The 22,927-nt window shown below is 53.6% G+C and carries 16 protein-coding genes; all 16 read right to left on the reverse strand.

Translation table 11 applies throughout. The features are described from left to right. Window positions 1-2 precede the first annotated feature (2 nt). Window positions 3-1,550 (reverse strand): UDP-N-acetylmuramoyl-L-alanyl-D-glutamate--2,6-diaminopimelate ligase, encoded by a 1,548-nt coding sequence (locus MCJ35_RS11165; RefSeq protein WP_025487099.1) that lies wholly within the window; start codon window positions 1,548-1,550, stop codon window positions 3-5. A 63-nt stretch (window positions 1,551-1,613) separates the two neighbouring features. After that, on the reverse strand, window positions 1,614-3,284 hold the full coding sequence (locus tag MCJ35_RS11170) for a formate--tetrahydrofolate ligase (RefSeq protein WP_025487098.1): 1,671 nt from the start codon (window positions 3,282-3,284) through the stop codon (window positions 1,614-1,616). Window positions 3,285-3,319: 35 nt separating this feature from the next. Next, entirely contained in the window at window positions 3,320-6,286 is a 2,967-nt protein-coding gene (locus tag MCJ35_RS11175) for a DNA translocase FtsK (protein WP_025487097.1), read from the reverse strand. A gap of 185 nt (window positions 6,287-6,471) precedes the next feature. Next, on the reverse strand, window positions 6,472-7,230 hold the full coding sequence (locus MCJ35_RS11180; RefSeq protein ID WP_008716466.1) for a ClpP family protease: 759 nt from the start codon (window positions 7,228-7,230) through the stop codon (window positions 6,472-6,474). Between the two features lie 190 nt (window positions 7,231-7,420). After that, window positions 7,421-9,049: a C40 family peptidase gene (locus MCJ35_RS11185; RefSeq protein WP_008716468.1), complete on the reverse strand. Its 1,629-nt coding sequence runs from the start codon at window positions 9,047-9,049 to the stop codon at window positions 7,421-7,423. Between the two features lie 112 nt (window positions 9,050-9,161). Beyond that, window positions 9,162-9,959, reverse strand: coding sequence for an ABC transporter ATP-binding protein (locus MCJ35_RS11190; protein ID WP_008716470.1), 798 nt, complete (start codon window positions 9,957-9,959; stop codon window positions 9,162-9,164). Further along, window positions 9,959-10,918, reverse strand: coding sequence for an ABC transporter permease (locus MCJ35_RS11195; RefSeq protein ID WP_008716472.1), 960 nt, complete (start codon window positions 10,916-10,918; stop codon window positions 9,959-9,961). Before MCJ35_RS11195 ends, MCJ35_RS11190 begins: the two co-directional genes overlap by 1 nt. Window positions 10,919-11,156: 238 nt before the next feature. Beyond that, a complete protein-coding gene (locus MCJ35_RS11200) occupies window positions 11,157-12,224 on the reverse strand; it encodes an ABC transporter substrate-binding protein (protein ID WP_240299481.1) in 1,068 nt (355 codons plus the stop codon). A 155-nt stretch (window positions 12,225-12,379) separates the two neighbouring features. Further along, window positions 12,380-13,780 carry a sensor histidine kinase gene (locus MCJ35_RS11205; protein WP_040379421.1) on the reverse strand — a complete coding sequence of 467 codons (1,401 nt, stop codon included), beginning with the start codon at window positions 13,778-13,780 and terminating at the stop codon, window positions 12,380-12,382. A gap of 25 nt (window positions 13,781-13,805) precedes the next feature. After that, the gene (locus MCJ35_RS11210) at window positions 13,806-14,492 is read right to left on the reverse strand and encodes a response regulator transcription factor (protein WP_025487096.1); all 687 of its coding nucleotides are present in this window, start codon (window positions 14,490-14,492) and stop codon (window positions 13,806-13,808) included. Window positions 14,493-14,603: 111 nt separating this feature from the next. Next, on the reverse strand, window positions 14,604-15,599 hold the full coding sequence (locus tag MCJ35_RS11215) for a dipeptidase (RefSeq protein ID WP_025487095.1): 996 nt from the start codon (window positions 15,597-15,599) through the stop codon (window positions 14,604-14,606). 103 nt (window positions 15,600-15,702) lie between these two features. Continuing rightward, window positions 15,703-17,364 carry a SulP family inorganic anion transporter gene (locus MCJ35_RS11220; protein WP_025487094.1) on the reverse strand — a complete coding sequence of 554 codons (1,662 nt, stop codon included), beginning with the start codon at window positions 17,362-17,364 and terminating at the stop codon, window positions 15,703-15,705. A 115-nt stretch (window positions 17,365-17,479) separates the two neighbouring features. Continuing rightward, entirely contained in the window at window positions 17,480-18,658 is a 1,179-nt protein-coding gene (locus MCJ35_RS11225) for an ABC transporter permease (protein WP_130790097.1), read from the reverse strand. Further along, the gene (locus MCJ35_RS11230; protein WP_025487093.1) at window positions 18,630-19,364 is read right to left on the reverse strand and encodes an ABC transporter ATP-binding protein; all 735 of its coding nucleotides are present in this window, start codon (window positions 19,362-19,364) and stop codon (window positions 18,630-18,632) included. The genes MCJ35_RS11225 and MCJ35_RS11230 overlap by 29 nt, the downstream gene beginning before the upstream one ends. 80 nt (window positions 19,365-19,444) lie before the next feature. Beyond that, the gene (locus tag MCJ35_RS11235; RefSeq protein WP_488473319.1) at window positions 19,445-21,088 is read right to left on the reverse strand and encodes an efflux RND transporter periplasmic adaptor subunit; all 1,644 of its coding nucleotides are present in this window, start codon (window positions 21,086-21,088) and stop codon (window positions 19,445-19,447) included. A 210-nt stretch (window positions 21,089-21,298) separates the two neighbouring features. Further along, window positions 21,299-22,465: an S-layer homology domain-containing protein gene (locus MCJ35_RS11240; protein WP_008716497.1), complete on the reverse strand. Its 1,167-nt coding sequence runs from the start codon at window positions 22,463-22,465 to the stop codon at window positions 21,299-21,301. Window positions 22,466-22,927 lie beyond the last annotated feature (462 nt).

Genomic DNA, 22,927 nt, shown 5'->3' on the forward strand with positions numbered 1-22,927 from the left:
GCTCATGCCTCTCCACCCAGCTTTCCCACCACCTCTTCTATCACTTCCCTGTCCAGGAAATGGTGGCGTACTCCGTTGATTTCCTGGTAGTCCTCATGTCCTTTGCCGATGACTGCAATCATGTCCCCGGGCATTGCATGGCTTATGCTGTACTCAATGGCCTCCCGCCTGTCGGGTATCTCAAGGAACGCGCCTCCGGTCTTCTCGATGCTTCCCCTGATATCCGCAATGATGTCCTCCACCTTTTCATAGCGGGAATTATCTGCTGTCACGATGCTTAAATCAGCCAGCCGTCCGCCAATCTCGCCCATGGTATACCTGCGGTCCTTGGAACGGTTCCCCCCGCAGCCAAAGACCACCACCAGGCGCTTCGGATGATACTGGCGCAGGGTGGTCAGCAGGCTTTCCATGCTTACCGCATTGTGGGCATAGTCCACAAGTACGGTGCACCTGGCAGAGGTGTGTACGATTTCCATGCGGCCGTTGACACGGATATGCTCCAGGGCACGGCTGACGCACTCTTTCTTAAGCCCCAGGAAACTGCACACGCTGACTGCTGCCAGGGCATTATCCACATTGAAAAGTCCCGGGATCCCAAGGCGGACATCCATCTCATATCTGCCCTTTACATCAAATTCAGTGCCCACGAAATCCGGCTGGGACACATAACGGACATCTGAAGCCGTAAAATCAGCCCCGGACTCCCCGCTTCCGTGAAGTCCGCCCCTTTCTTCCGTCACGCTGTAGGTATAAAGCTCACAGTCCGCGTCCTTAATGATATCCTCAAAGTGGCTGTCATTCCGGTTTACCAGGCCAATCCTGCACATATTCAGGAGCCTGGATTTACAGTACAGGTATTCCGCAAAATCCGCATGTTCATCCGGCCCGATATGGTCCGGGGAAATGTTGGTGAAAATACCGTAATCAAAGGTAATCCCATCCACCCGGTGCATCTTGATGCCCTGAGAGGAAACCTCCATGATCATATACTGGCAGCCGCTGTCTGCCATCTGTGCAAATGCCTGGTGCAGCTGCCAGGATTCCGGGGTGGTATTCATGGTCGGGGTCACCTTATCGCCTATGACGGTGCCCGTGGTGCCGATCATCCCCACCTTTTTGCCTGCCGCCTCAAGGATTGTCTTAATCATATGGGTGGTGGTGGTCTTTCCCTTGGTGCCTGTGACGCCGATGGTAACCATCTTTGTTGCCGGATAGCCGAACCTGGCGGCTGACAGAAGGGCCAGGGCATGCCGTCCGTCCCCTGTCTGAAGGACCGTGACCTCAGACAGATCTTCCTCTGTCAGTCCGCCTTCCTCCTTTGCCTTCTTAAGTTCTTCCTCAATCCCCCGCTCCGTCACCAATACCCGGACGCCTGCCTTCAGCACATCCGGCACAAACCGGTGGGAATCCACCCTGGTTCCTGCCATGCACACAAACACCGCCCCCGGCGCAGCCTTTCTGGAGTCATAAACCACTTCCGATACTTCCGTGTCCAGGCTGCCCCTGATACACTCATATTCAAGTCCTTTAAGCCAATCTCTTAATACCATTATGAAGTCCTCTCTGTCTGTTCTGCCTTGGGCGTGTTTGAAAATTGCTTTCCGCCAGCTGTACTAGAAAAGTCCTGTTATCCTTCCATTCTTATCCACATCAATATTCTCAGCCGCCGGTTTCTTAGGAAGTCCCGGCATGGTCATGATGGAGCCTGTGAGGGCAACCACAAAACCTGCGCCTGCCGACACATAGGCATCCCTTACATTGATGGTAAAGCCAGTGGGCCTGCCCAGCTTTGTCTGGTCATCGGACAGGGAATACTGGGTCTTTGCCATGCATACGGGCAGGTTGGCGAATCCCATGTCCTCTATGTTCTTTAATGCCTTTGAGGCAGCTGGCGCATAGGACACACCGTCCGCTCCGTAAATCTCCGTGGCAACCGTGTGGATTTTATCCTTTAATGATATATCATCGGGATACAGCACACGGAAATTGGACGGCCTGTGCTCCAGGGTTTCAAGCACTTTCTGTGCAAGGGCAATCCCGCCCTCGCCGCCCTTGGCCCAGACCTCGGAAAGGGCGAACTCGCAGCCTCTGTCCTCGCAGAACTTCTTGATATAAGCATATTCTGCCTCTGTATCGGTTATGAAGGAATTGAGGGTCACGATGACAGGCACATCGTACTTCTGGATATTCTCAATGTGTTTTTCCAGGTTGACGATACCGCGCTTTAACGCATCCAGGTTCTCCCCGGACAGCTGGTCCTTGGGAACACCGCCATTGTACTTAAGCGCCCTTACCGTGGCAACCAGCACCACTGCGTCCGGCTTAAGGCCCGCCATGCGGCACTTGATGTCCAGAAACTTCTCTGCCCCAAGGTCGGCGCCGAACCCGGCCTCTGTCACAACAATATCCGCCAGCTTAAGGGCAGTCTTGGTGGCCCTTACGCTGTTGCATCCATGGGCGATATTGGCAAATGGTCCGCCGTGCACCAGGGCGCCTGTGTGCTCCAGGGTCTGGATCAGGTTGGGCTTTAAGGCGTCCTTTAAAAGGGCTGCCATGGAGCCGGTTGCATGGAGGTCATCTGCGGTTACTGGCTGTCCTGCAAAATTATATGCCACGATGATCCTGCCCAGACGGGCCTTTAAGTCCTCCATATTGTCAGCCAGACAGAGGATTGCCATGATCTCGGAGGCAACCGTGATGACAAAGTGGTCTTCCCTCACCATGCCGTCCGCCTTTGCCCCCAAGCCGATGACGATATTGCGCAGCGCCCGGTCATTCATATCCTCGCAGCGCTTCCACATCACCTGTCTTGGGTCGATTCCCAGTGCATTGCCCTGCTGGATATGGTTGTCAAGGAGGGCTGCCAGCAGGTTATTGGCCGAGGTGATGGCGTGGAAATCCCCTGTGAAATGCAGGTTTAAGTCCTCCATGGGAACCACCTGTGCAAATCCGCCTCCTGCAGCGCCTCCCTTGATTCCAAAGCAGGGTCCTAAGGACGGTTCCCGCAGGGCGATGATGGCGCTCTTCTTCATGCGCCCGAATGCCTCGCCCAGGCCCACCGTTGTGGTGGTCTTACCCTCTCCGGCCGGGGTGGGGTTGATGGCCGTCACCAGCACCAGCTTTCCGTCCGGCCTGTCCTTAACCTTGTCCCACAGCTTATCTGTCAGCTTGGCTTTATACTTACCATACAGTTCCAGGTCATCCTCGGAAATCCCGTAAGACGCCGCAACCTCCTTAATGGGCTGCATTACTGCTTCCTGAGCAATCTCGATATCTGACTTCATGGGTATATCCTCCTTGTTTTTTATATCATTTATGTTTACTGTTCCATAAACTCCTCAAACTCCTGTGCGCTCATAAGTATCTTCCTGGGCTTGGTTCCTTCCTCCTCCCCCACCACGCCTGCTTCCGCCAGCTGGTCCATGATACGCGCGGCACGGTTAAATCCAATCTTGAACATCCTCTGAAGCATGCCGATGGATGCCTTGTCCTTTTCTATGATGAACCTGGCGGCCTGGATGAAATACTCATCCCTGTCGCTCTGGCTGCTTCCCGCGTCCATGGAAGGCGAGGATACCCTGCTCTCCACCTCAGGACTGTACTCAGCCACCATGCCCTGTTCCGTAAGGAAATCCACTACCCGGCCCACTTCCTCATCGGACACAAAGGCGCCCTGGACACGCTGGGGCTTTGGAAAGCCTGCCGGATAAAAGAGCATGTCCCCCTTGCCCAGCAGCTTCTCAGCCCCATTCATGTCAATGATGGTCCTGGAGTCCACGCCGGAAGATACGGAAAATGCAATCCTGGACGGCACATTGGCCTTGATAAGGCCTGTAATGACGTTAACTGAAGGCCTCTGGGTGGCAATGACCAGATGGATGCCTGCTGCACGGGCCAGCTGTGCCAGACGGCAGATGGCATCCTCCACCTCGCCTGGGGCCACCATCATAAGGTCTGCCAGCTCATCCACGATAATGACAATCTGGGGCAGTTTCTGAGGTTTTTTCTCATCCTCAATATCCTTAATCTTTTCAACCCTTTCATTATATCCCTTCAGATCCCTGACATTGCATTCCGCAAACTTCTTGTAGCGGTCCGTCATCTCAGCCACGGCCCAGTTAAGGGCGCCGGACGCCTTCTTGGGGTCCGTGACCACCGGGATCAGCAGGTGCGGGATTCCATTATAGACGCTCAGTTCCACCACCTTGGGGTCCACCATGATCAGCTTCACATCCTCAGGCTTTGATTTGAAGATGATGCTCATGATCAGGGTGTTGATGCACACGGATTTACCGGAACCCGTGGCGCCTGCAATTAAAAGATGGGGCATCTTGGCAATATCCGTCACCACCACCTGCCCGCCGATATCCTTGCCCACTGCAAAGGCCAGACGTGACTTGTGGCTGATGAATGATTCCGCCTCCAGAAGTTCCCTAAGATAGACCATGTTGTTCTCTTTATTGGGCACCTCGATGCCCACTGCGGACTTGCCTGGTATCGGCGCCTCAATCCTTATGTCTGCGGCAGCCAGGCTCAGCTTGATGTCATCGGTCAGGCCCACGATCTTGCTGACCTTAACCCCCTGTTCCGGAAGCAGTTCATATCTTGTCACCGCAGGACCGCAGCTTATGTTGGTCACGGTAACGCCCACCCCGAAGTTGTGCAGGGTCTGCTGCAGCTTGATGGCCGTGGCCTTGTATTCTTCACCTGAAAATGCGCCTGCGCTCTTGCTGCCCTTCTTGAGCAGGGTGGTGGGAGGAAATACATATTCCTTCTTGACCACCTCTTCCTTCTTCTTAATCTCCTCTGCCACGGAAATCTCCGTATCCCCTTTGGCAGTCCCTTCTTTCTTTTTCTCTATCTTTTTCTTAAGCAGTTCGGTCTCTGTTTCTATGACCTTGCCGGAAGCGGTCACCACACGTTTTGGTTCCTCCGGCACAAACACGCTGTCATAATTAAGCCCCTGTTCCGAGTCATCCTCCATATATGTATCCGTTTCAGGGAAATCCTCCTGCTGCCCTCTGGCGCCGTCCCCTGTCCCTGGGTCCTCAGTCCCTGAATCCCACGGGACCTCCTCTTCGGGCCAGCCGTTCCCCTGTGCAGCCACAGCCATATCCATTTCTTCCAGGGTGCGGGAATCCTTATGTACATGGATGACATCCTGGCTGCCTTCCAAGCCAAATCCATCTTCCTCCACGGTTATTCCGGTCACCACCGGAGCATCTTCCCTCCTGTGTCTGTGTCCTTCGATGGAACGGGCCAAGGCCCCCACGTCATCCATGTCAAAGGAGGCATCTTCCCCGGTCCCATGTTCCAATGGCGGGTCGAATTTACCTCTGAATTCATTGACCGGCGCAGCAGCGGCCCCGCGGTCCAGGGACGGCGCAGCGGCAGCCCCCACACGGCCCAGGGAAGCCTCGTCCTCATATGGTTCCTCCAGCGGCTCCAAATCCGCGCCGTATTCCCGGTCAAATGCCTCCTCGTCATACTCATCGTATCCGCCGTCCCCGTCGTATTCATCATAGGCAGTCAGCCGGGTAGCGTCCAGATTGACTCCCCGTACCTTCTGCTCCTCCCTGAGACGCTTCCTCTCTTCCGCCCTCTGGGCGTGGATTTCCCTGCGCCTGTCCATGTCTTCCCTTGCATACTGGTAAGCCTTGTCACCGCCCTTTTTCACCACGCTGACAAAGGAACGCTCCGTGATGCACACCATGCAGATGATGAACAGCACGGCAAGCACCAGGAAGGTCCCTGGCTTACCCAGGCCCACCACCAGGAAGGAGGTAAGGATACCGCCCAGGAATCCGCCTCCCACACCGCTGAGGGTGGACTGCTTATAATAATCCCCCCAGGGCGCCCCTGCCGGGGTTGTCCCGAAAAACAGCTGCAGCAGGCCGCATATCACCAGGACCGCCACCACCACGGCAGCCAGCTTCATGGCTGCATGGAGGTTGCCCTGGTTGGAAAGATGGAAGCAGGTACCCACGAATATCAATATGGGCAGGAGATAACCCACCATACCAAAAATCCCCAGCTGTACGCCCCTCAGCACATCGCCGACCACGCCGCATAACTTAAAGTTGCTTAAAAACAAAAGAATGGCAACAGCAAAAGAGCAGATGATGACCACTTCTGCTCTTATAAACTCTGTATTCTCTTCCGTATACCCTTTTTTACCTGAGGCTTTGCGGCCCTTTGAGGGAGTTGTCTTCTTCCCTGCGGTACTGCCCTTTGGCCTTCCCGGTTTTCTGTTCCCACTCTGCTGTCGTTTACTTGATTCAGCCACAAACATAGCCCCCTGTCATTCTCTTACAAGTCTTTTTGCCAGGCCCGCGTATCCGGCATATCCATTTCTTCCATTTGGGCCCAGGTACATTTAGTATACAAAAAAATCATAAGAAATGCAACTTTAACATTTTGGGGCTGTCTGTATCCGCCAATCTCTCCGTATCCGCCAATCTATCTGTAACGCTATCTGTAACGCTTTCTCCCGTCAATCATCTCATAAAGTTTCCCAAGGGCTTCCTTAATCCCGCCAACCTGGTTGATGAGCCCTGCCTCCACTGCCTGTTCCCCCACCAGCACGGTTCCCAGGTCCCTGGTCAGCATCTTTGTATTGTGCATCAGGTCCCTTAACTGGTCATATGCAATGTCGGCGTGGCTGGCCACAAAGGTAAGGATCCTGTCCTGGATCATTTCAAAATACTCATAGGTCTGGGCCGTGCCGATTACCATGCCGGTCATGCGCACCGGGTGGATCATCATGGTCCCTGAGGGCACGATGAAGGAGTAATTGGTGGAAACAGCCAGCGGCACACCGATTGAGTGGCTGCCGCCCAGTACCAGGGATACTGTGGGCAGGCTTAAGGATGCAATCATCTCGGCAATGGCCAGGCCCGCGTCCACGTCACCGCCCGACGTGTTAAGCAGGACCAGAAGGCCATCCACGCTGTCATCATCCTCTATCTCAGCCAGCTTCGGGAGGATATGGTCATACTTGGTGGTCTTGCTGCTGCCGGAGGAATTCTCATGTCCTTCCACCTCGCCGATGATGGTAATCAGATGGATTTTCCTCTGCTTCTGGTTGTCCTCCAGGATAACCTGTCCGTATTCCTCCAGACGGTTGTCCTCTTTTTCTTCTATCTCACGTTCCAGTCTTTTAGCCTCGTCATCCTTTTTTACCGGCTCCTGGTCATCCATTTTCTTTTTGCTGTTTTTCGCCTGTCCCATGGTCGCAACTTCCTTTCATGAATCATCCTGTGTTGGTACACTTTATCCATTAGTCTGCACTTCCGGGACGAAAATATGCATGATATGTTTTCATGAAACAGAAAACAAAAGAAAAAGCAGCCAGCCCCATGTCTGTCCCATGAAGGCTGGCTGCTGCCGGAAATCTTTATTTCATCCATTCTTTATCTCATTAATCGCCTAACACGTTCCTGATAGCCACCGGGGACCTGTAGTTCCAGGTAGATATCTTGATGCCGCTCTTGCGGCTGGCTGCATGGACAATCTGTCCGTTGCCGATATACATGGCCACGTGGTTTACCTGGCCGCCGCTGCCCGCGTAGAATATCAGGTCGCCGGGCCTCATGTTGCCTGAGGTCACCGCCTTGCCCATCTTGGCCTGTGAGCCTGAATAATGAGGCAGTGACACCCCGAATTTGGACAGGACGCTCATGGTGAAACCGGAACAGTCCGCGCCCTTTGTCAGGCTGGTGCCTCCCCATACATATGGATTGCCCACGAACTGGAGCGCATAGTTGACAATCTGTGAACGGCGGGACGCGGCATTGTTGGCCGCAACCTCTGCCGGCGAGAACTTGATTGCCTCGTTAAGGGCATAGCGCACCTCCACGTTATTATCCCTTGTGGAAATGTAAGCCTTGTCCGTGGTGGTTCCGTCTTCTTCATCCACGGAATCCAGTTCAATCTCCACCCATCCGTCCAGCTGGGCCACAACAGGATAGCGCTCATCCTTAACAATCTGGGTCCATATCTTGGCATCGGTGGTTGGTTCCGTACGCACGTTCAGCACGTCCGTGTTGATGACCGCACGCAGGGTTGCGGTCTGCATGGCAATGTCCTTGGCCTCCTGCCCTGTCGCCGTGTACTGGGGGTCCGCGGAAATATATCCGATGATGGGGCCGGATTTAATCTTATACCAGCCGTCCAAGGTCTCTAGTACCTCTCCGGCCGCCTTACTGGTCATCTTACCGATGATCTTGCCGTCGCTCTTAGGTTCCTCGCGGACATTCAGATAATTATTCACCTTGGAAATGACCAGGTTATCATACTGGTTGATGGCCATGGCCTTCATATCCAGCTTACGGCCTTCATTCAGGGAATAGGATACTTCTGCGTAATCAGCGGAAATATATCCTTCTTCTATCTGGATCCATCCGTCCTGCTGTCCCAGGACCACGTAGCGCTCGCCCATCAGCGCCTGTCCCACCACATTGCTGGGGTCCAGTTCCGGGGCCTGCCTGATATTCAGGTTATCGGTCGTGACCGTGGCCCTCAGCTTCACCAGTTCCTTTGCCTTTTCCCTGGCTTCATCTCCTGAAATCAGGTACTGGTTGCTGATATAGCCGTCCACGCCGCCTGACGTGATATGGGACCAGTCGCCTTCTGTCTGCAGGATCTCACAGGCCCCGTCACCGGAAAGCTTGCCTATGATCTTGCCGTCCGTACTGGGCGTCTCGCGGATATTCAGATATCCGGATACCTGCACGATACCCAGGTTGGAATAGGAATCAATGGTCTTTTGTATCTCCTCCGCTTCCTTTCTGGCTGCTTCCTCCTCCGGCGAAGGCTCGCTGGCCGGCTGGGCATCGGAGGCGGTTGCTGCCCCGGCTTCCTGTACCGGCCTGTTTCCGGATGCACGGCCTGAGGCCGGCTCCTTCATGGCCGCCTTTACACCAAGTACGATGATTCCAACCACGATGACTGCCGCCAGCAGAATCAGCAGGTATCTGGGGTCTATGTTCTGATTGCGTTTCTTCCTGGCCTTGTTCAGGCTCGAGATATAATCCTTGTGTTCAAGCATGATTCCATTCGTCTCCAACTTTGTTTTTCGGCATGTAAACTCATACAGCGTAAAGTATATCATAGATCCATGGGCTAAAATATGAAAATTTTCTTAAATTTGGAGACAGGCCTTATTTGGCCAGCATCATGCGGTCATTGGCAAACTCGCCGCCGCTGGCTTCGGCGAACTTTTTAAGCAGGTCATCCACGGTCAGGTTTTTCTTTTCCTCACCGGATACATCGTAAATGATGCGTCCGTCATGCATCATGATCAGGCGGTTGCCGATCTGGATGGCGTCCTTCATATTGTGGGTTACCATGAGGGCGGTCAGCTTCTGTTCGGTTACCATCTCATTGGTAAGGTCCAGGACCTTTTTGGCTGTCTGGGGATCCAGGGCAGCGGTGTGTTCATCCAACAGCAGCAGCTTCGGCTTCTGGAGGGTAGCCATGAGAAGGGTCAGGGCCTGCCTCTGTCCCCCGGACAGCAGCCCTACCTTGCTGGTCATCCTGGTCTGCAGTCCCAGACCTAAACGGGTAAGCATGTCGCGGTAATAGTCCTTTTCCTTGGCCCGGATGCCCCAGCCAAGTCCGCGCCGTTTGCCGCGGCGGAATGCCAGGGCCATGTTTTCCTGGATTTCCATGCCTGCCGCGGTCCCCTTCATGGGGTCCTGGAACACCCGTCCAATGTATCTGGCCCGCTTATGCTCCGGCTGTCTGGAGATATTGATGCCTCCGATTTCTATTTTCCCGGAATCGATTGGGTATACGCCTGCAATCATGTTGAGCATGGTGGATTTACCTGCCCCGTTTCCCCCGATGACCGTTACGAAGTCCCCGTCATTTAAGGACAGGCTGATTCCGTTTAAGGCTTTCTTTTCATTGATGGTGCCTTTGTTAAATGTCTTGCGCACGTTGGTAAGTTCAAGCATTAGTTTTCCCCTCCTTCTGAATAGGCCTGATGTGCTTTCCATTTGGCGGCAGCCACAGGTACACACAGGGCCAGGGCCACGATGACAGCGGAAAGCAGTTTCATGTAGTTGGGGTTCAATCCCATCTGAAGCACAATGGCACGGATGACGAAGTAGATGACGGAACCGATTACCGCCGCCGCCAGCTTACATGCAAAATTCCTGAACCAGCCAAAGAGCACCTCACCGATGACAATGGCTGCCAGGCCGATGACGATGGCTCCGGTCCCCATCTGGATATCCGCGTATTTCTGGCTCTGGCATACCAGGGCGCCTGACATGCCCACCAGGCCGTTGCTGAGCATCAGGGCCAGCAGCTTGGTGAACTTGGTATTGACGCCCAGGGCGCGTATCATGTCTTCGTTGTTGCCGGTTGCCCTAAGGGCGCTTCCGATTTCCGTCCCAAAAAACCAGTAAAGGATGGCCACCACAATGACAGCCACAACTATGCCGATGACCTGGGAGGACTGGGCCTGGCTGAGCCCGGCTGTGCCGGACAGCCTGCTGACCATGGTATCCACCTTTAACAGCGGCAGGTTGCTCTTATTGCCCATGATCCACAGATTGATGGACCACAGGGATATCTGGGTCAGGATTCCCGCCAGGATGGAAGGAATCTCAAATACGGTGTGCAGGATGCCGGTCACAAATCCCGCAGCCATGCCTGCCAGGGTTGCCACCACCAGGGCCGCCACCGGATTCCTCAGGAACACCGCCACCGGGTGCATGGACTTGTTTAAGATCAGCATGGCGCATACACAGCCTCCCAGGGCAAAGCTTCCGTCCACGGTCAGGTCCGCTATGTCCAGCAGCTTGTATGTGATATATACGCCTAATACCATGATTCCCCAGAGCACGCCCTGGCCCACCGCGTCCAACATCGCAGGGCCCATGCCCTGCAGTGCATTTAAAATGTTCATCTATATAACCTCCATATGTACTGTTAACTCCTGTCACTGCCCCGCTGTCTTAATAAATAGCTTGCCCAAACAGACCACATCCTCACCAGACGGCTTGAGCAAACCATCTATATGAAACCATCAGGCCCCACCGGTACGACCTAAAACGGGTGCCGCGTAAGGCGGGAATAAACCCGGCCTCACTGCGGCACCGCCCTTTCATCCACCTGCATTTCCATTCAATCTGTAAAATACTGCCTTATTTCAGATTGGATACATCAATACCAAGTGTTGCTGCTGTCTCCTCGTTCACGGTCAGTTCACACTTTTCTGCCGGAAGATATTCAATCGGCATATCAGCAGGTGATGCCCCTTCTGTAAGGATCCTTACTGCCTGCTGTCCGGTCATGTAGCCCAGCCGATAGTAGTCGATGCCGTAGGTTGCAAGTCCGCCGTTATCCACCATACCGGACTCGCCGCAGATAACAGGAAGGTTATTGTCGCCTGCCACCATGCCTACGGTTGTCATACCGGCTGCGATGGTATTGTCAGTAGGCGCATAGATGGCGTCCACCTTGCCCACCATGGACTGCACCACGGTCTGGATTTCGTTGGAACTGGATACGGTGAAGTCCTGGCTTGTCATACCGGCTGCCTCGATTGCTTCCCTGGCCATCTGTGCCTGGATTTCAGAGTTGGACTCTGCGGAGCAGTAAAGGATGCCTACCTTCTTTGCATCGGGAAGGATCTGCTTTAACAGGTCAATCTGCTCCTTTACAGGAGTCAGGTCAGAGGTTCCCGTCACATTGCCCCCTGGCTTCTGGTTATCGTCCACAAGACCGGATTCAGCCGGGTCTGTCACTGCGGTAATCAGGACCGGTGTGTCTGTCACCGCGCCTGCCACTGCCTGTGCGGCCGGTGTTGCGATTGCAAGGATTAAATCCTTCTTGTCATTGGCGAACTTGGATGCAACGGTCTGGCATGCGGACTGGTCACCGGATGCATTCTGGGAATCCAGGTCATATTGGATACCTGCCTCATCCAGGGCTGCGAGAAAGCCCTCGTTGGCAGCGTCCAGGGCCGTGTGCTGTACCAGCTGAAGGATGCCGATCTTATAGGTTGTGCCCTCTGCGGTCTGTCCCTCACCCTCTCCTGCCTCGGATGAAGCCTCTGTGCCTTCCCCGGAAGATGGGGCTGTCACTGCCTCAGTGCTTTCTGTTCCTGCTGCTTTTGTGGTTTCTGCGGTGCTGCCGCCTGAGCATGCGCCCAGGGACAGGACCATGGCTCCGGCCAAGACCAGAGACATGATTTTTGATGTCTTTTTCATAATGCTCTCTCCTCTTTTAACCCAAATATTGCTCCCATTCAGGGATGTTTCCTATCATACTACAAAAAAATTCCGCCGTCAATTTTATTGCTTTAAATTCCTGTGGTTTTAAAGCAATAAAGTGTATTTTTTTCAGTACAATGCAAAAGGAAAGCTTATGCCCTGGCCTGATCCATGGGAATGGTCACCACAAACTCCGTGCCCTGTTCCAGCTTGGAAGTCACATGGATGGTTCCCTGGTAGAAATTCACGATGTGCTTTACGATGGACAGGCCAAGGCCCGTACCGCCCTGTTTGCGGCTGCGCCCCTTATCCACCCGGTAAAACCGTTCAAAGATACGGTCCAGGCTTTCCTCAGGGATTCCCATTCCGTTATCCCTTACCCGGATTACCATGTTGCCGCCCTGCTCCCGGATATTGATCCACACCTGTCCGCCCGGATGATTGTACTTGACCGCATTGCTGAGCAGGTTGGTGAGAAGTTCCTTCATCTGCTGCACATTGGCCCGGATGCACAGGGGCTGGCAGTCCGCGTGGAGGAACACCTGGCTGGACGCTGCCTGGGGCTTCAGGCTGTCCATGATTTCCTCCAGCAGCACGCTGATGCGCACATCCGTCACCACCACCTCGGCGTCTTTTGCCTCAAGCTTTGAGATCATCAGGATGTCGTTGATCAGGCCGGTCATATTGACCGCCTCCTTCTTAATCCTTCTGGCAAAATCCATTTTCATGGATTCATCCTGGATCAGACCGCTTTCCAGCAGCTCCGCATATCCCTGGATGGAGGTGATGGGTGTCTTAAGCTCATGGGAGGCATTGCTGAAAAACTCCTGGCGTATCTGTTTTTCCTTTTCAATCTGGCTTAAGTACTCCTTGACATTCTGGGACATGTTGGTGATGGTCTCCGCTATGACGTTGATTTCCGGATACTGGTACCTGTCAAAATGAAGTTCGGTGTAATCCCCCTTAACCTGGAGCATTTTCCCGGAAATGTCCCTCATGGGACGGGTCACGGAGGAGACAAACCTCTGGGTGGTCACCAATGAGCATATGAGGGCTGCCAGGAAGCTTACAAGGGCTGCCGGGAACAGCATGGGCAGGTATTCGCTGATGCCGGAATAAGGCACGGCCAGGCGCAGCACCATGTCCGCATGGTCTGAACGGCAGGCCACATAGAGCATGGTCTTCTTAAGGGTGGAGGAATACCTCCTGGCATATCCCACCCCTTCCTCCACCGCTTTCCTGATTTCCTCCCTCCCCAGATGGTTGTCCAGGTATTCCGCGTCCGCGTCGGAATCCGTTATCACGGTCCCATCCGTCCGTATCAGGGTAATCCGGCTGGAGTCCATGTCGGTAAATGCTTCCAGATGCTGCATCTGGCCCATTAAATCCCCATCATAATCCAGTATGCTGTCAATTGCCTTGATGGTATATCTCATATCCCTGCTGGATGTATTCAGAATCATGTTGCTGCTTGCAATATAAAATATGACGCTGTGAATACACAGCGCCGCTAATAACACAAGGACAAAACGTTCCAATATGGCCTTACGCATGATTTCCTCCTTTGTTCCATTCCCACTAAGCATCCGCCTTGATGACGCGGTAGCCCACGCCCCGGACCGTCTTGATACAGGAACCGCCCTCATCGCCCAGCTTCTGGCGCAGGGTGCGGATGTGCATATCCAGGGTCCGTGTCTCCCCGTCGTATTCGTAGCCCCATATCCGGTTTAACAGTTCATCCCTGGTAACCACCCGGGACTGGTTTTCCAGCAGATAGACCAGGAGTTCGAATTCCTTTAAGGTAAGCTCGCACGGATGCCCGCTGCTGATTACCTCCCTTGTCTTACGGTTTACCGATATCCCCTGATAGGACAGGACGTCCCTGGACTCCTCGCGCCTTGTTCTGCGCAGCAGGCTGCGGATGCGGGCGGAAAGTTCCAGCACCCCGAAGGGCTTCACCATGTAATCATCCGCGCCGCAGTCCAGCCCTATGACCTTATCCAGTTCCTTTTCCTTGGCCGTCAGCAGCATGATGGGGATGTCCTTAAGGCCGTCGGTCTGCCGCACCTGCTTAATGGCCGTGATTCCATCCATCCCGGGAAGCATCCAGTCAAAGATAGCCATGTCCGGCTGTTCCTCCTTCATCCGTTTAAGGCCCTCTTCCGCTGTCTCAAACCCCTCAGAGCCGTAACCGAATCCCTCCAGGGCAATCTTTAACAGGTTCCTTATATTCTCATCATCCTCTATGATGTAAATCTTCTCCATTCTCCGCTTATCCGCCTTTCCCGGCATGCCTGCCTGTTCTATGTAAACAGCATACCAAATGCAAGTAAAATCCGCTCCATAGGAATGTAAAATCCGCGTAAATTTTTCAAATCAGAGGATTTCCCTGTAAACGCGAAGCACATTTTTGTAAAATACAGCCTCTATATCGGACTGGCTGAACCCTTCCCGCTTCATGGCATCCGCCAGCATGGGCACCATGGACGCGTCCTTCATCTCCAGTTCGCATTCAATGCCGTCAAAATCCGACCCCAGCCCAAGACAGCCGATTCCTCCCACCTTACGGATGTGCTTCATGTGTTCCACCATATAGGATACCCGGCTGACCATTGCCTCATCCTTTCCAAAATCCCTTAAGAAACAGGTATAGTAATTGATTCCCATGACGCCGCCCCGGTTGGACAGTTCCCGTATCATGTCATCGGTCATGTTCCTTGGATGGGAAGCCACTGCCCTTGCATTGGAATGGCTGGCCACAAACGGCTTCTTCGTATGCCTGAACACATCCCATATGCCTGCATCGTTCAGATGGGATACATCTATGATCATGCCCAGGCGCTCCATCTCCTCCACAAACCCAATCCCGGTCCCGGTCAGGCCATTGGACCTGTCCGGCACCACACAGGTGGTCCCATCCTCACGCCGTTCCCTTTTGTTGGGGAATCCCAGTTCATTGGGGAAATTCCAGGTCAGGGTCATCATCCTGACACCCAGACGGTAGAAATCGCGCAGGAACCTAAGGCTGCCCTGGCATACGCCGCCCTCCTCGATGGTCAGTAAGGCCGACATCTTCCCCTTCTTCCAGTTGTCCTCAATATCCCGGTAGGACCGCACGATGCCGATCATGTCACTGTGCGCCTCCATCTCCGTATAAAATGTGTCCAGAAGGCCCATGCAGTATTCAAATGGTTTTCCCTCCGCCCGTTCCAGGCTGGTGAACAGTGCAAAATTCTGGAGTCCGTAATCCCCTGCCTGCATTTTCTTAAGGTCTATCATCAGGCTGTTCTCCAGTATGGAGGCGCTGCCTCCCTTCAGATGGTCCTTATGTAATTCAGATATGGTATCACAGTGCATGTCGATGACTTTCATCCTATATCCTCTTTTCGCGTTCTCGTATTGACAATCTATTCCCGGCAGCATGGGTTTATGCCCGTGGGCATAGCTTCTTTCCATCTGCCCGGTCATTTCCAGTCTATACTGATCCACTGCTCCTGTCAATGGCAGAGGCGCGCAGAAGGGCCGCATCTATGGAGGCGCAGATATTATCATGTCCGATTTCCCGGTCAAAGCCCGACTTGGCCATGACGGACATGGGCTGTTCATTGACATGGGACAGGATCATGGTCACATGCGCTTTCCTGCAGCGCCCATTAAGCTTCTTAAGGCTGTTGAGGGCCGTGGCATCCATGGCCGGAACGCTGCGCATCCTGAGTATCAGCACATTCTTCCTGGAATCAAGGGGTATCTGGGCAATCTTGTCCGCCGCGCCAAAGAACATGGGGCCGCTGACCTCGAATACCATCACATGCGCGGGGACCGGCTTTAAGTCAATCCGCTCCCCGTCCTCCCCTTCCCTGTAATCCTCCGCATACTTCCATCCATAGATATCGGACACGTCCGCCATCCGTTTCATGAACAGCAGGGAGGCCAGCACAAGCCCCACGCCGATGGCCAGCACAAGGTCAAAGACCACGGTCAGGAAAAATGTGATTAACAGCACTGCCGCGTCACTTTTAGGCGAGGTTTTCACCACATCAATGAATTCCCTCCACTCGCTCATATTATATGCAACCATGAAGAGGATGGCGGCAATGGCGGGCATGGGAATCAGGGCCGCATAGGGCATCAGGAAGATAAGCACCAGAAGCAGTACCACGGAATGGACCATGCCGGCCACCGGTGTGCGTCCCCCGTTCTTGATATTGGCAGCCGTCCTGGCAATGGCCCCTGTTGCCGGGATCCCGCCAAACAAAGCGGATGCAGCATTGCCTGCGCCCTGGGCAATAAGCTCCATATTGGAGTTGTGCTTTCCTCCCACCATGCCATCGGCCACCACGCAGGATAAAAGGGATTCAATGGCAGCCAGCACTGCAATGGTCAGGGCATCCGGCATCACCTTCTGGATCAGGCCAAATGTAATATGGGGCATATGGAACACCGGCAGGCTGGAGGATATGGTGTACAGGTCCCCAATGGTATTCACCTTCAGGTCCAGCCCCTTCACAAGGGCCGCCGCCGCAATGACGGCCACGAGGGACGGGGGAATCTTTTTGACGAATCTGGGCCATATGATGAGGATTGCCAGGGACAGTGCGCCTATGAGCACTGCCATGGGGTTTAAGGTATCCATGCATGCAAGGACTTCCCTGAGTTTTTCCATTGTCTCCACCGGGGAATGTAAAAAGGTAATCCCCATGAAGTCCTTAATCTGGCCGATGAAAATGGTAACGGCTATGCCTGTTGTGAATCCGGTCGTGATGGTATACGGTATGAACCGTATCAGGCTCCCCAGGCGCAGCACGCCCATGACAATCAGCAGGATGCCGGCCAGTATGGTGGCGACAGCCAGGCCTTCCATGCCGTTTTTCAGGACAATCCCGGCCACGATGGTCGCAAATGCAGCGGTGGGGCCTGCAATCTGGACCTTGCTGCCTCCTAAAAAGGAGATGATGAAGCCAGCCACAATGGCAGTATAAAGGCCCTGCTCCGGCGTCACGCCCGAAGCAAGGGCCAGGGCGATGGACAATGGCAGCGCAATGATTGCCACGATGATGCCTGATATCACATCTGCTGTGAATTGCTTGCTGGAATACTGTTTCATGGACAGAAACAGCTGTGGTGTTAAATCTTTCATACTCATTTCCCTATCCTTTGTTAAATATAAAATTTTCATAAACAATTTAACTATATATGGAAATGGGTGGTTCCTTCAAGACCTTTGCGCAATGTTTCTCATCTAATACAAAATCCTACTCGCTCCTGAGGGCATCAATGGGATTTAAGTTAGCTGCCCGGTTAGCAGGCATATAACCGAACAGCAGCCCGATCCCCACCGACACGCTGAAGGATATGATGACGGCTGCCGGCGTGGGCGTTGCCGATATCCCCACGGCCGTCCCCACCAGGGTGGTTGCAACGCAGCCAATCAGGATTCCCACCACGCCCCCCAGGGAACTGGTCACGGCAGCTTCTATGACAAACTGGCGCATGATGGTGCCTTTGTCAGCGCCCAGGGACTTCCTTATGCCGATTTCCCTGGTGCGCTCCGTGACAGACACCAGCATGATATTCATGACGCCCACGCCGGCCACCAGCAGGGAAATGCCTGCAATCCCGCCCAGCATGCCGCTCATCATGGCAATCTGGTCATTGAGGGAATCCAGCATCTCGCTCATGGCGGTCACACGGTACAGGTCATCGTCCTTGAATATCCCATAGAGATGGTTTTCAATGGCAGTCTTGCACTCATTTGCCTTGGTGGTGTCCAGGGCCGTAAAGGTATAGTTGCTGATATTGGCGTTCCTGGACATCTTGACGGCAACACTGTAAGGCAGCCATATGAAGTCATCGGTTCCCCCGTCTTCCATGCCATCCTCTTCCTGGGCTTCCACCACGCCTACAATCTTAAACGCATACCCATCTATCTTTATGGTTTCATCAAGGGCCTTCTCACTGCTGCCGTAAAGTTCCTGGGCAACATATGCCCCAATGACACAGACCTTCTGCCTGGATGCAATATCCGCATAGGAAATATTGCGCCCTAACTTAAGGTCGTAGTCCTTGATATCCAGATACTGTTCACTGCGGCCCGCCACGCTGGTGCTGGACATGGTGTCGGTCCCGTGCTTGACCGTGGAATTAAGGGTCACGTTGGGGCTCAGCCCGCCGAACAGATCCGTGTTGTCCTCGTAAAACCCATACATCTGGTCCACGCTTAAGGACCTGGAGCTTAAGTTGGTAACATTCACGTTAATCTGGTTCACGCCCATGCTGGCAAAGCTCTCCACCACGCTGCCCATGTAGCCGTTGACCAGGCTTACCAGGATGATGACAGCCGCAACACCAATGATGATGCCCAGCATGGTAAGGAAAGAACGCATCTTGTTGCCCCATATACTTTTAATTGCCAGCTTGAATGATTGCAGCATAGTCTTTCACATCCCCATCAAAATTAATCTGTCCGTCTGTAATGCGCACCACGCGCCTTGCTTCCATTGCAATGGAATTGTCATGGGTAATCATGACAATGGTATTGCCCTCTTCATTTAACTGTTTCAGGAAATTAAGCACATCCCGGCTGGTTTTGGAGTCCAGCGCGCCTGTAGGCTCATCCGCCAGGATCAAGGACGGGCTTCCCGCCAGGGCGCGTGCAATGGAAACCCTTTGCTGCTGGCCGCCGGAAAGCTGGTTTGGCATGTTCCTCCATTTTTCCTCCAATCCCACCTTTTTAAGGGATGCCATGGCCCGTTCACGGCGCTCGCTGCTCCCCACCCCGGCATACAACAGGGGAAGTTCCACATTTTCCAGAAGGTTCAGTTTGGGAAGAAGGTTATACTGCTGGAAAATGAAACCAATCATCTTGTTGCGTATATGGGCCAGCTGCCTGTCGCTCATGACGCCCACGTCCTCGCCTCCCAGCAGGTATTCGCCATCCGTAGGCACATCCAGCGCGCCTATTATATTCATCAGGGTGGATTTCCCGCTTCCCGACTTTCCCACGATGGCCACGAACTCGCCTCTGTGTATGGTCAGGTTGATATCATCGTTGGCCCGCACTTCCTCGCCGCCCAGATAATATATCTTATGGATATTCCTAAGTTCAATCAACGGTCCGTCCTGCTGCCTGTCATCCATGTTAATCCGGCTCCTTATCATTTTTCTCAGATAGATTCATTATTGTTTGTCCAGCCGCCACAGGGTAACCGGATGGCATTTTATCTGGCTCCGCCCATACCGCCGCTGCGGCTGCTTCCTCCGCCATTACTCCGGTTTCCGCCGCCTGACGGGCCGCCCATGCCTCCGCCCATGCCGCCTTCCCGCATCATCATGAAGCTGCTGCCGCTGTTCTTGCTGGACTCGGCCACATAGACCACATCCCCTTCTGAAAGCCCGCTCCTGATTTCCACATAGGAATCATTGGTAAGCCCGGTTTCCACCTTTACCGCCCGGAACCCGGCCGGAACCGGACCCTGCTGCTCCGTCACGGTCTCATCCTTTACATAAACCTGGTTTCCGCGCATCAGGGCATCCACCGGAACCGTAAGCACATCCGAAGCTTCTTCAAGGGTAATGATCCCATCCACATTCATACCTGGAATCAAATCGCCCATCTCATCCATTGTCACGGTCACCGGGTAGGTGCTGACGCCGTTGGAATACGTACTTTCCAGGCTTACATTGGTAACGGTGCCTGAAAATGTCTGCCCCTCCATGGCATCCGCCGTAATGACCACCTTCTGCCCCACCTTCACCTTCTGGATATCCAGCTCATCAATGGACATCTCAAAGGTCAGGCTGGACAAATCATAAATGGTAGCCAGGACCGTTGTGCTCGAACTGTTCTTTGTGATATTGTCCCCCACCTTGAAGTTCTTGGCAATGACCTGTCCGGATATGGGTGCTGTTATGGTATAGTTATCATAATTATCCTGGCTGCTGTCCAGTTTGTTCTGGGCCGACTCCACGCTTTCCTCTGCCTTGTCCAGTGCGTCCTTGTAACTGCGCACCAGCTTATCCGCTGACTTTTCCGTCATTCTGAACAGGGGGGTCCCCTTTGTCACATAGTCCCCTTCGTTCACCAGAAGGGCCTCAACCTCCACACTGGTGGACAGGTCCGCGTTCATGGTGGTGTCCACGGACGCCTCAAATGCGCCGTCCTCACTGCCCACAAATTCCCCAATCTGCGCCGTGGCCTTCATCGTAGTGGTAAGACCGCCCGGATTGGTTACAGTGATGGTCACATTCCTTACGATACGTCCCCCGGTCAGGGTAATATCCTGGTTTGCAACCGCCTTGACCGCGCCTGCCAGCTGCTCCCCCGTATCAGTCAGGGTGAGAACGGCTGGCGAACCAGGTCCAATGAGGGCTGCCTCGCCGGACAGGAAGGGAATCCTGATTTCCATCACATCGTCGCTATAGACATCCGCAAGCTTGGTGCTGCCACCCACCTTATCGCCCACGTGTATGTATAACTCCTTAATATAGCCCGTGTCCGTGGCCTTGTATGTATTGCCGCTGTAATCACTGAGCGCATCCTCATAATCTTCCCTGGCATCCTCATAGGAGGTCTGTGCCCTGGTCAGGGAATTGGTGGCGCTGGTCAGTTCCGATTCCATGCTGGACTTATCAATCTCATAAAGGACCTGGTCCTTTTCCACCTGGTCCCCTTCCTCAAAATCAGCGGAAAGCACCTCGCCTTCCACCATGGAAGTAATGTTATATGTATCCTTTGCCGCCAGTGTGCCGGAGGATGACAGTTCCGAGGAAATGCTCCTCTTTTCCACAACCGCCGTATTCTGCGTCTGGGCGCCGGCCGCTGCCGCCGATGCCTTCATGCTGCGCCGCACCAGGATGACCATTATGGCGGCCCCAATCAGAAGGAGCACCAGGACCGGCTTCAGCCATTTCCGCTTCTTCCCTTTGGATTTCCCTGCTTTCTTACCGGTTTTGTCCCGGCTTCCTTCATTGTCACTTCCTGTATGATCCCGGCCCTTTTTTCCGGGAAACGGTATCTGTCCCGCTAAATGCGCCAGGCCCTTTTTCTTCTCTTCCATCCTGCACCTCAACCATTAATATTCGATTGCGTCTACTGCCGTATAAGTGGAACCGCTCTTATTGCACACCATCACAACCTCATCCCCCACCTCGATGGAGCCATAGATGGAGAACAGGTACTGAAGCTCAGAGGAATCCAGGTTAATGGTCAGGTATCCGTTCTCATCCACGGAAGCATCATCAAAATCACCGTCCGAATTGTCCTCGTCGATTTCCAGACGGATGGAAGTGGGTGTCATCACATCCGTTGACTTATAATATATGTTCTTGACCTCTCCCTTTAAAAGTGCATACGCATTATTCCCCTCCAGGTCATCCTCGTCCCAGCCCCTGGTAGTATACGCCCATATGGTCTTTGACTTCACATTATAGTAAATAACCGCAAATCCCGCCTCCTGCTGGGATGACTTCACATTCGCCAGTGTGCTGGCCACACCGTTAAGGAACACATTGGCATTATCAGTGTCAAAGGGTACGGACTGTGCCACACTGAAGCCCTTGCGCACCAGGATCGGTCCTTTGCGCTCGTCATCCAGGATGGTGATGGGATTGATTTCCCCATCTGAATTCAGTTCACAGTCAAGGACCGCGCCATATATCTCATTGCTATCCTTTTTTTTGGTCTTCAGCAGGTTATAGAATATGTTCATGCAGTCCGTCTGGTTCAACACCTCCTCCGGCTGCCGGCTCACCTCTTCATTAAGCTCCAGGTAATTGAACTTGGAAATGCGCGAAGACGCCAGATCCCCGGTAAAATCCTCATCCGTATACCCCAGCATGGTCAGGGCCGCCTTCACAGCATCCCTGTAGGTTATGTACTCACCGGGCTTAAACAGCCCGCCCAGGAATCCGCTCATCCATCCCTGGGATGCGGCAATCCTGATATAAACCGCATTGGGATCCGTTGACGGGACATCCGCAAACACAGAGACATTGGAAACCGGAAGGTTCTCACGGTAACTGGAAGCATGGACCAGCATCCTCGCAAACTCCCCCCTGGTGACCTGTTCCGTATAATCCGTCACGTTCAGGATTCCGGTCAGGCTGACCACCTGCTTACGCATGTCAAAATTAGCAGATGATGTATTGGCCATCACTGTGATAGGTGCTGCCTGGGTAAATGCAGTGATAAATGCAAGTGAACCGCCAAGATACCGGCAGGCTGTGCATCGTCTGTTCATAGTTTTATTGCTCCTCTCAGATTAGTGGAATGGATTATTTTCTCATACTTTATCATTAGAATGTGTTTATTTTGTGATGGGGTGGACTTTTTTTAAGGGCAGAAGGGCGGGGGTGGTTCCGTCCGTGAGTGGAATGGGGATGGGGGCTGCGGATACGGCTGCGGGACTAGTGGCTCTAAGGCTGAGGAAAACGGCGCTGGACAAGAGGCTGGCTGCCGAACTCGCGCTTAGGTATCACCAGCCATCTGGATGTTGGGCTCAGACAAGGGCGCCAGCCTCTTAGCACCGTTTCCCTCAGCCTAAGACCCACACGTCCCTGTAGATGCATCCACAGCCCCCATCCCCATTCCACTCACCCGCTACGTTTTTCCTTCGCTTCTGCATCGCTTAAATCTGCGTCGGGGAATTGTGCCGCAAACCCAGGGGGATCCTTTAGTGAAATGACATGTGCATTAAAGGTGT

The organism is Enterocloster sp. OA13 (genome assembly GCF_022440595.1).
Lineage (GTDB): Bacteria > Bacillota > Clostridia > Lachnospirales > Lachnospiraceae > Enterocloster > Enterocloster hominis.

Excerpts from the sequence above, each read along its gene's own strand:
- MCJ35_RS11165 (WP_025487099.1), bottom strand. The coding sequence starts at position 1,550 with ATGGTATTAAGAGATTGGCTTAAAGGACTTGAATATGAGTGTATCAGG.
- MCJ35_RS11170 (WP_025487098.1), bottom strand. The coding sequence starts at position 3,284 with ATGAAGTCAGATATCGAGATTGCTCAGGAAGCAGTAATGCAGCCCATT.
- MCJ35_RS11180 (WP_008716466.1), bottom strand. The coding sequence starts at position 7,230 with ATGGGACAGGCGAAAAACAGCAAAAAGAAAATGGATGACCAGGAGCCG.
- MCJ35_RS11185 (WP_008716468.1), bottom strand. The coding sequence starts at position 9,049 with ATGCTTGAACACAAGGATTATATCTCGAGCCTGAACAAGGCCAGGAAG.
- MCJ35_RS11190 (WP_008716470.1), bottom strand. The coding sequence starts at position 9,959 with ATGCTTGAACTTACCAACGTGCGCAAGACATTTAACAAAGGCACCATC.
- MCJ35_RS11195 (WP_008716472.1), bottom strand. The coding sequence starts at position 10,918 with ATGAACATTTTAAATGCACTGCAGGGCATGGGCCCTGCGATGTTGGAC.
- MCJ35_RS11200 (WP_240299481.1), bottom strand. The coding sequence starts at position 12,224 with ATGAAAAAGACATCAAAAATCATGTCTCTGGTCTTGGCCGGAGCCATG.
- MCJ35_RS11205 (WP_040379421.1), bottom strand. The coding sequence starts at position 13,780 with ATGCGTAAGGCCATATTGGAACGTTTTGTCCTTGTGTTATTAGCGGCG.
- MCJ35_RS11210 (WP_025487096.1), bottom strand. The coding sequence starts at position 14,492 with ATGGAGAAGATTTACATCATAGAGGATGATGAGAATATAAGGAACCTG.
- MCJ35_RS11215 (WP_025487095.1), bottom strand. The coding sequence starts at position 15,599 with ATGAAAGTCATCGACATGCACTGTGATACCATATCTGAATTACATAAG.
- MCJ35_RS11220 (WP_025487094.1), bottom strand. The coding sequence starts at position 17,364 with ATGAAAGATTTAACACCACAGCTGTTTCTGTCCATGAAACAGTATTCC.
- MCJ35_RS11225 (WP_130790097.1), bottom strand. The coding sequence starts at position 18,658 with ATGCTGCAATCATTCAAGCTGGCAATTAAAAGTATATGGGGCAACAAG.
- MCJ35_RS11230 (WP_025487093.1), bottom strand. The coding sequence starts at position 19,364 with ATGGATGACAGGCAGCAGGACGGACCGTTGATTGAACTTAGGAATATC.
- MCJ35_RS11235 (WP_488473319.1), bottom strand. The coding sequence starts at position 21,088 with ATGGTCATCCTGGTGCGGCGCAGCATGAAGGCATCGGCGGCAGCGGCC.
- MCJ35_RS11240 (WP_008716497.1), bottom strand. The coding sequence starts at position 22,465 with ATGAACAGACGATGCACAGCCTGCCGGTATCTTGGCGGTTCACTTGCA.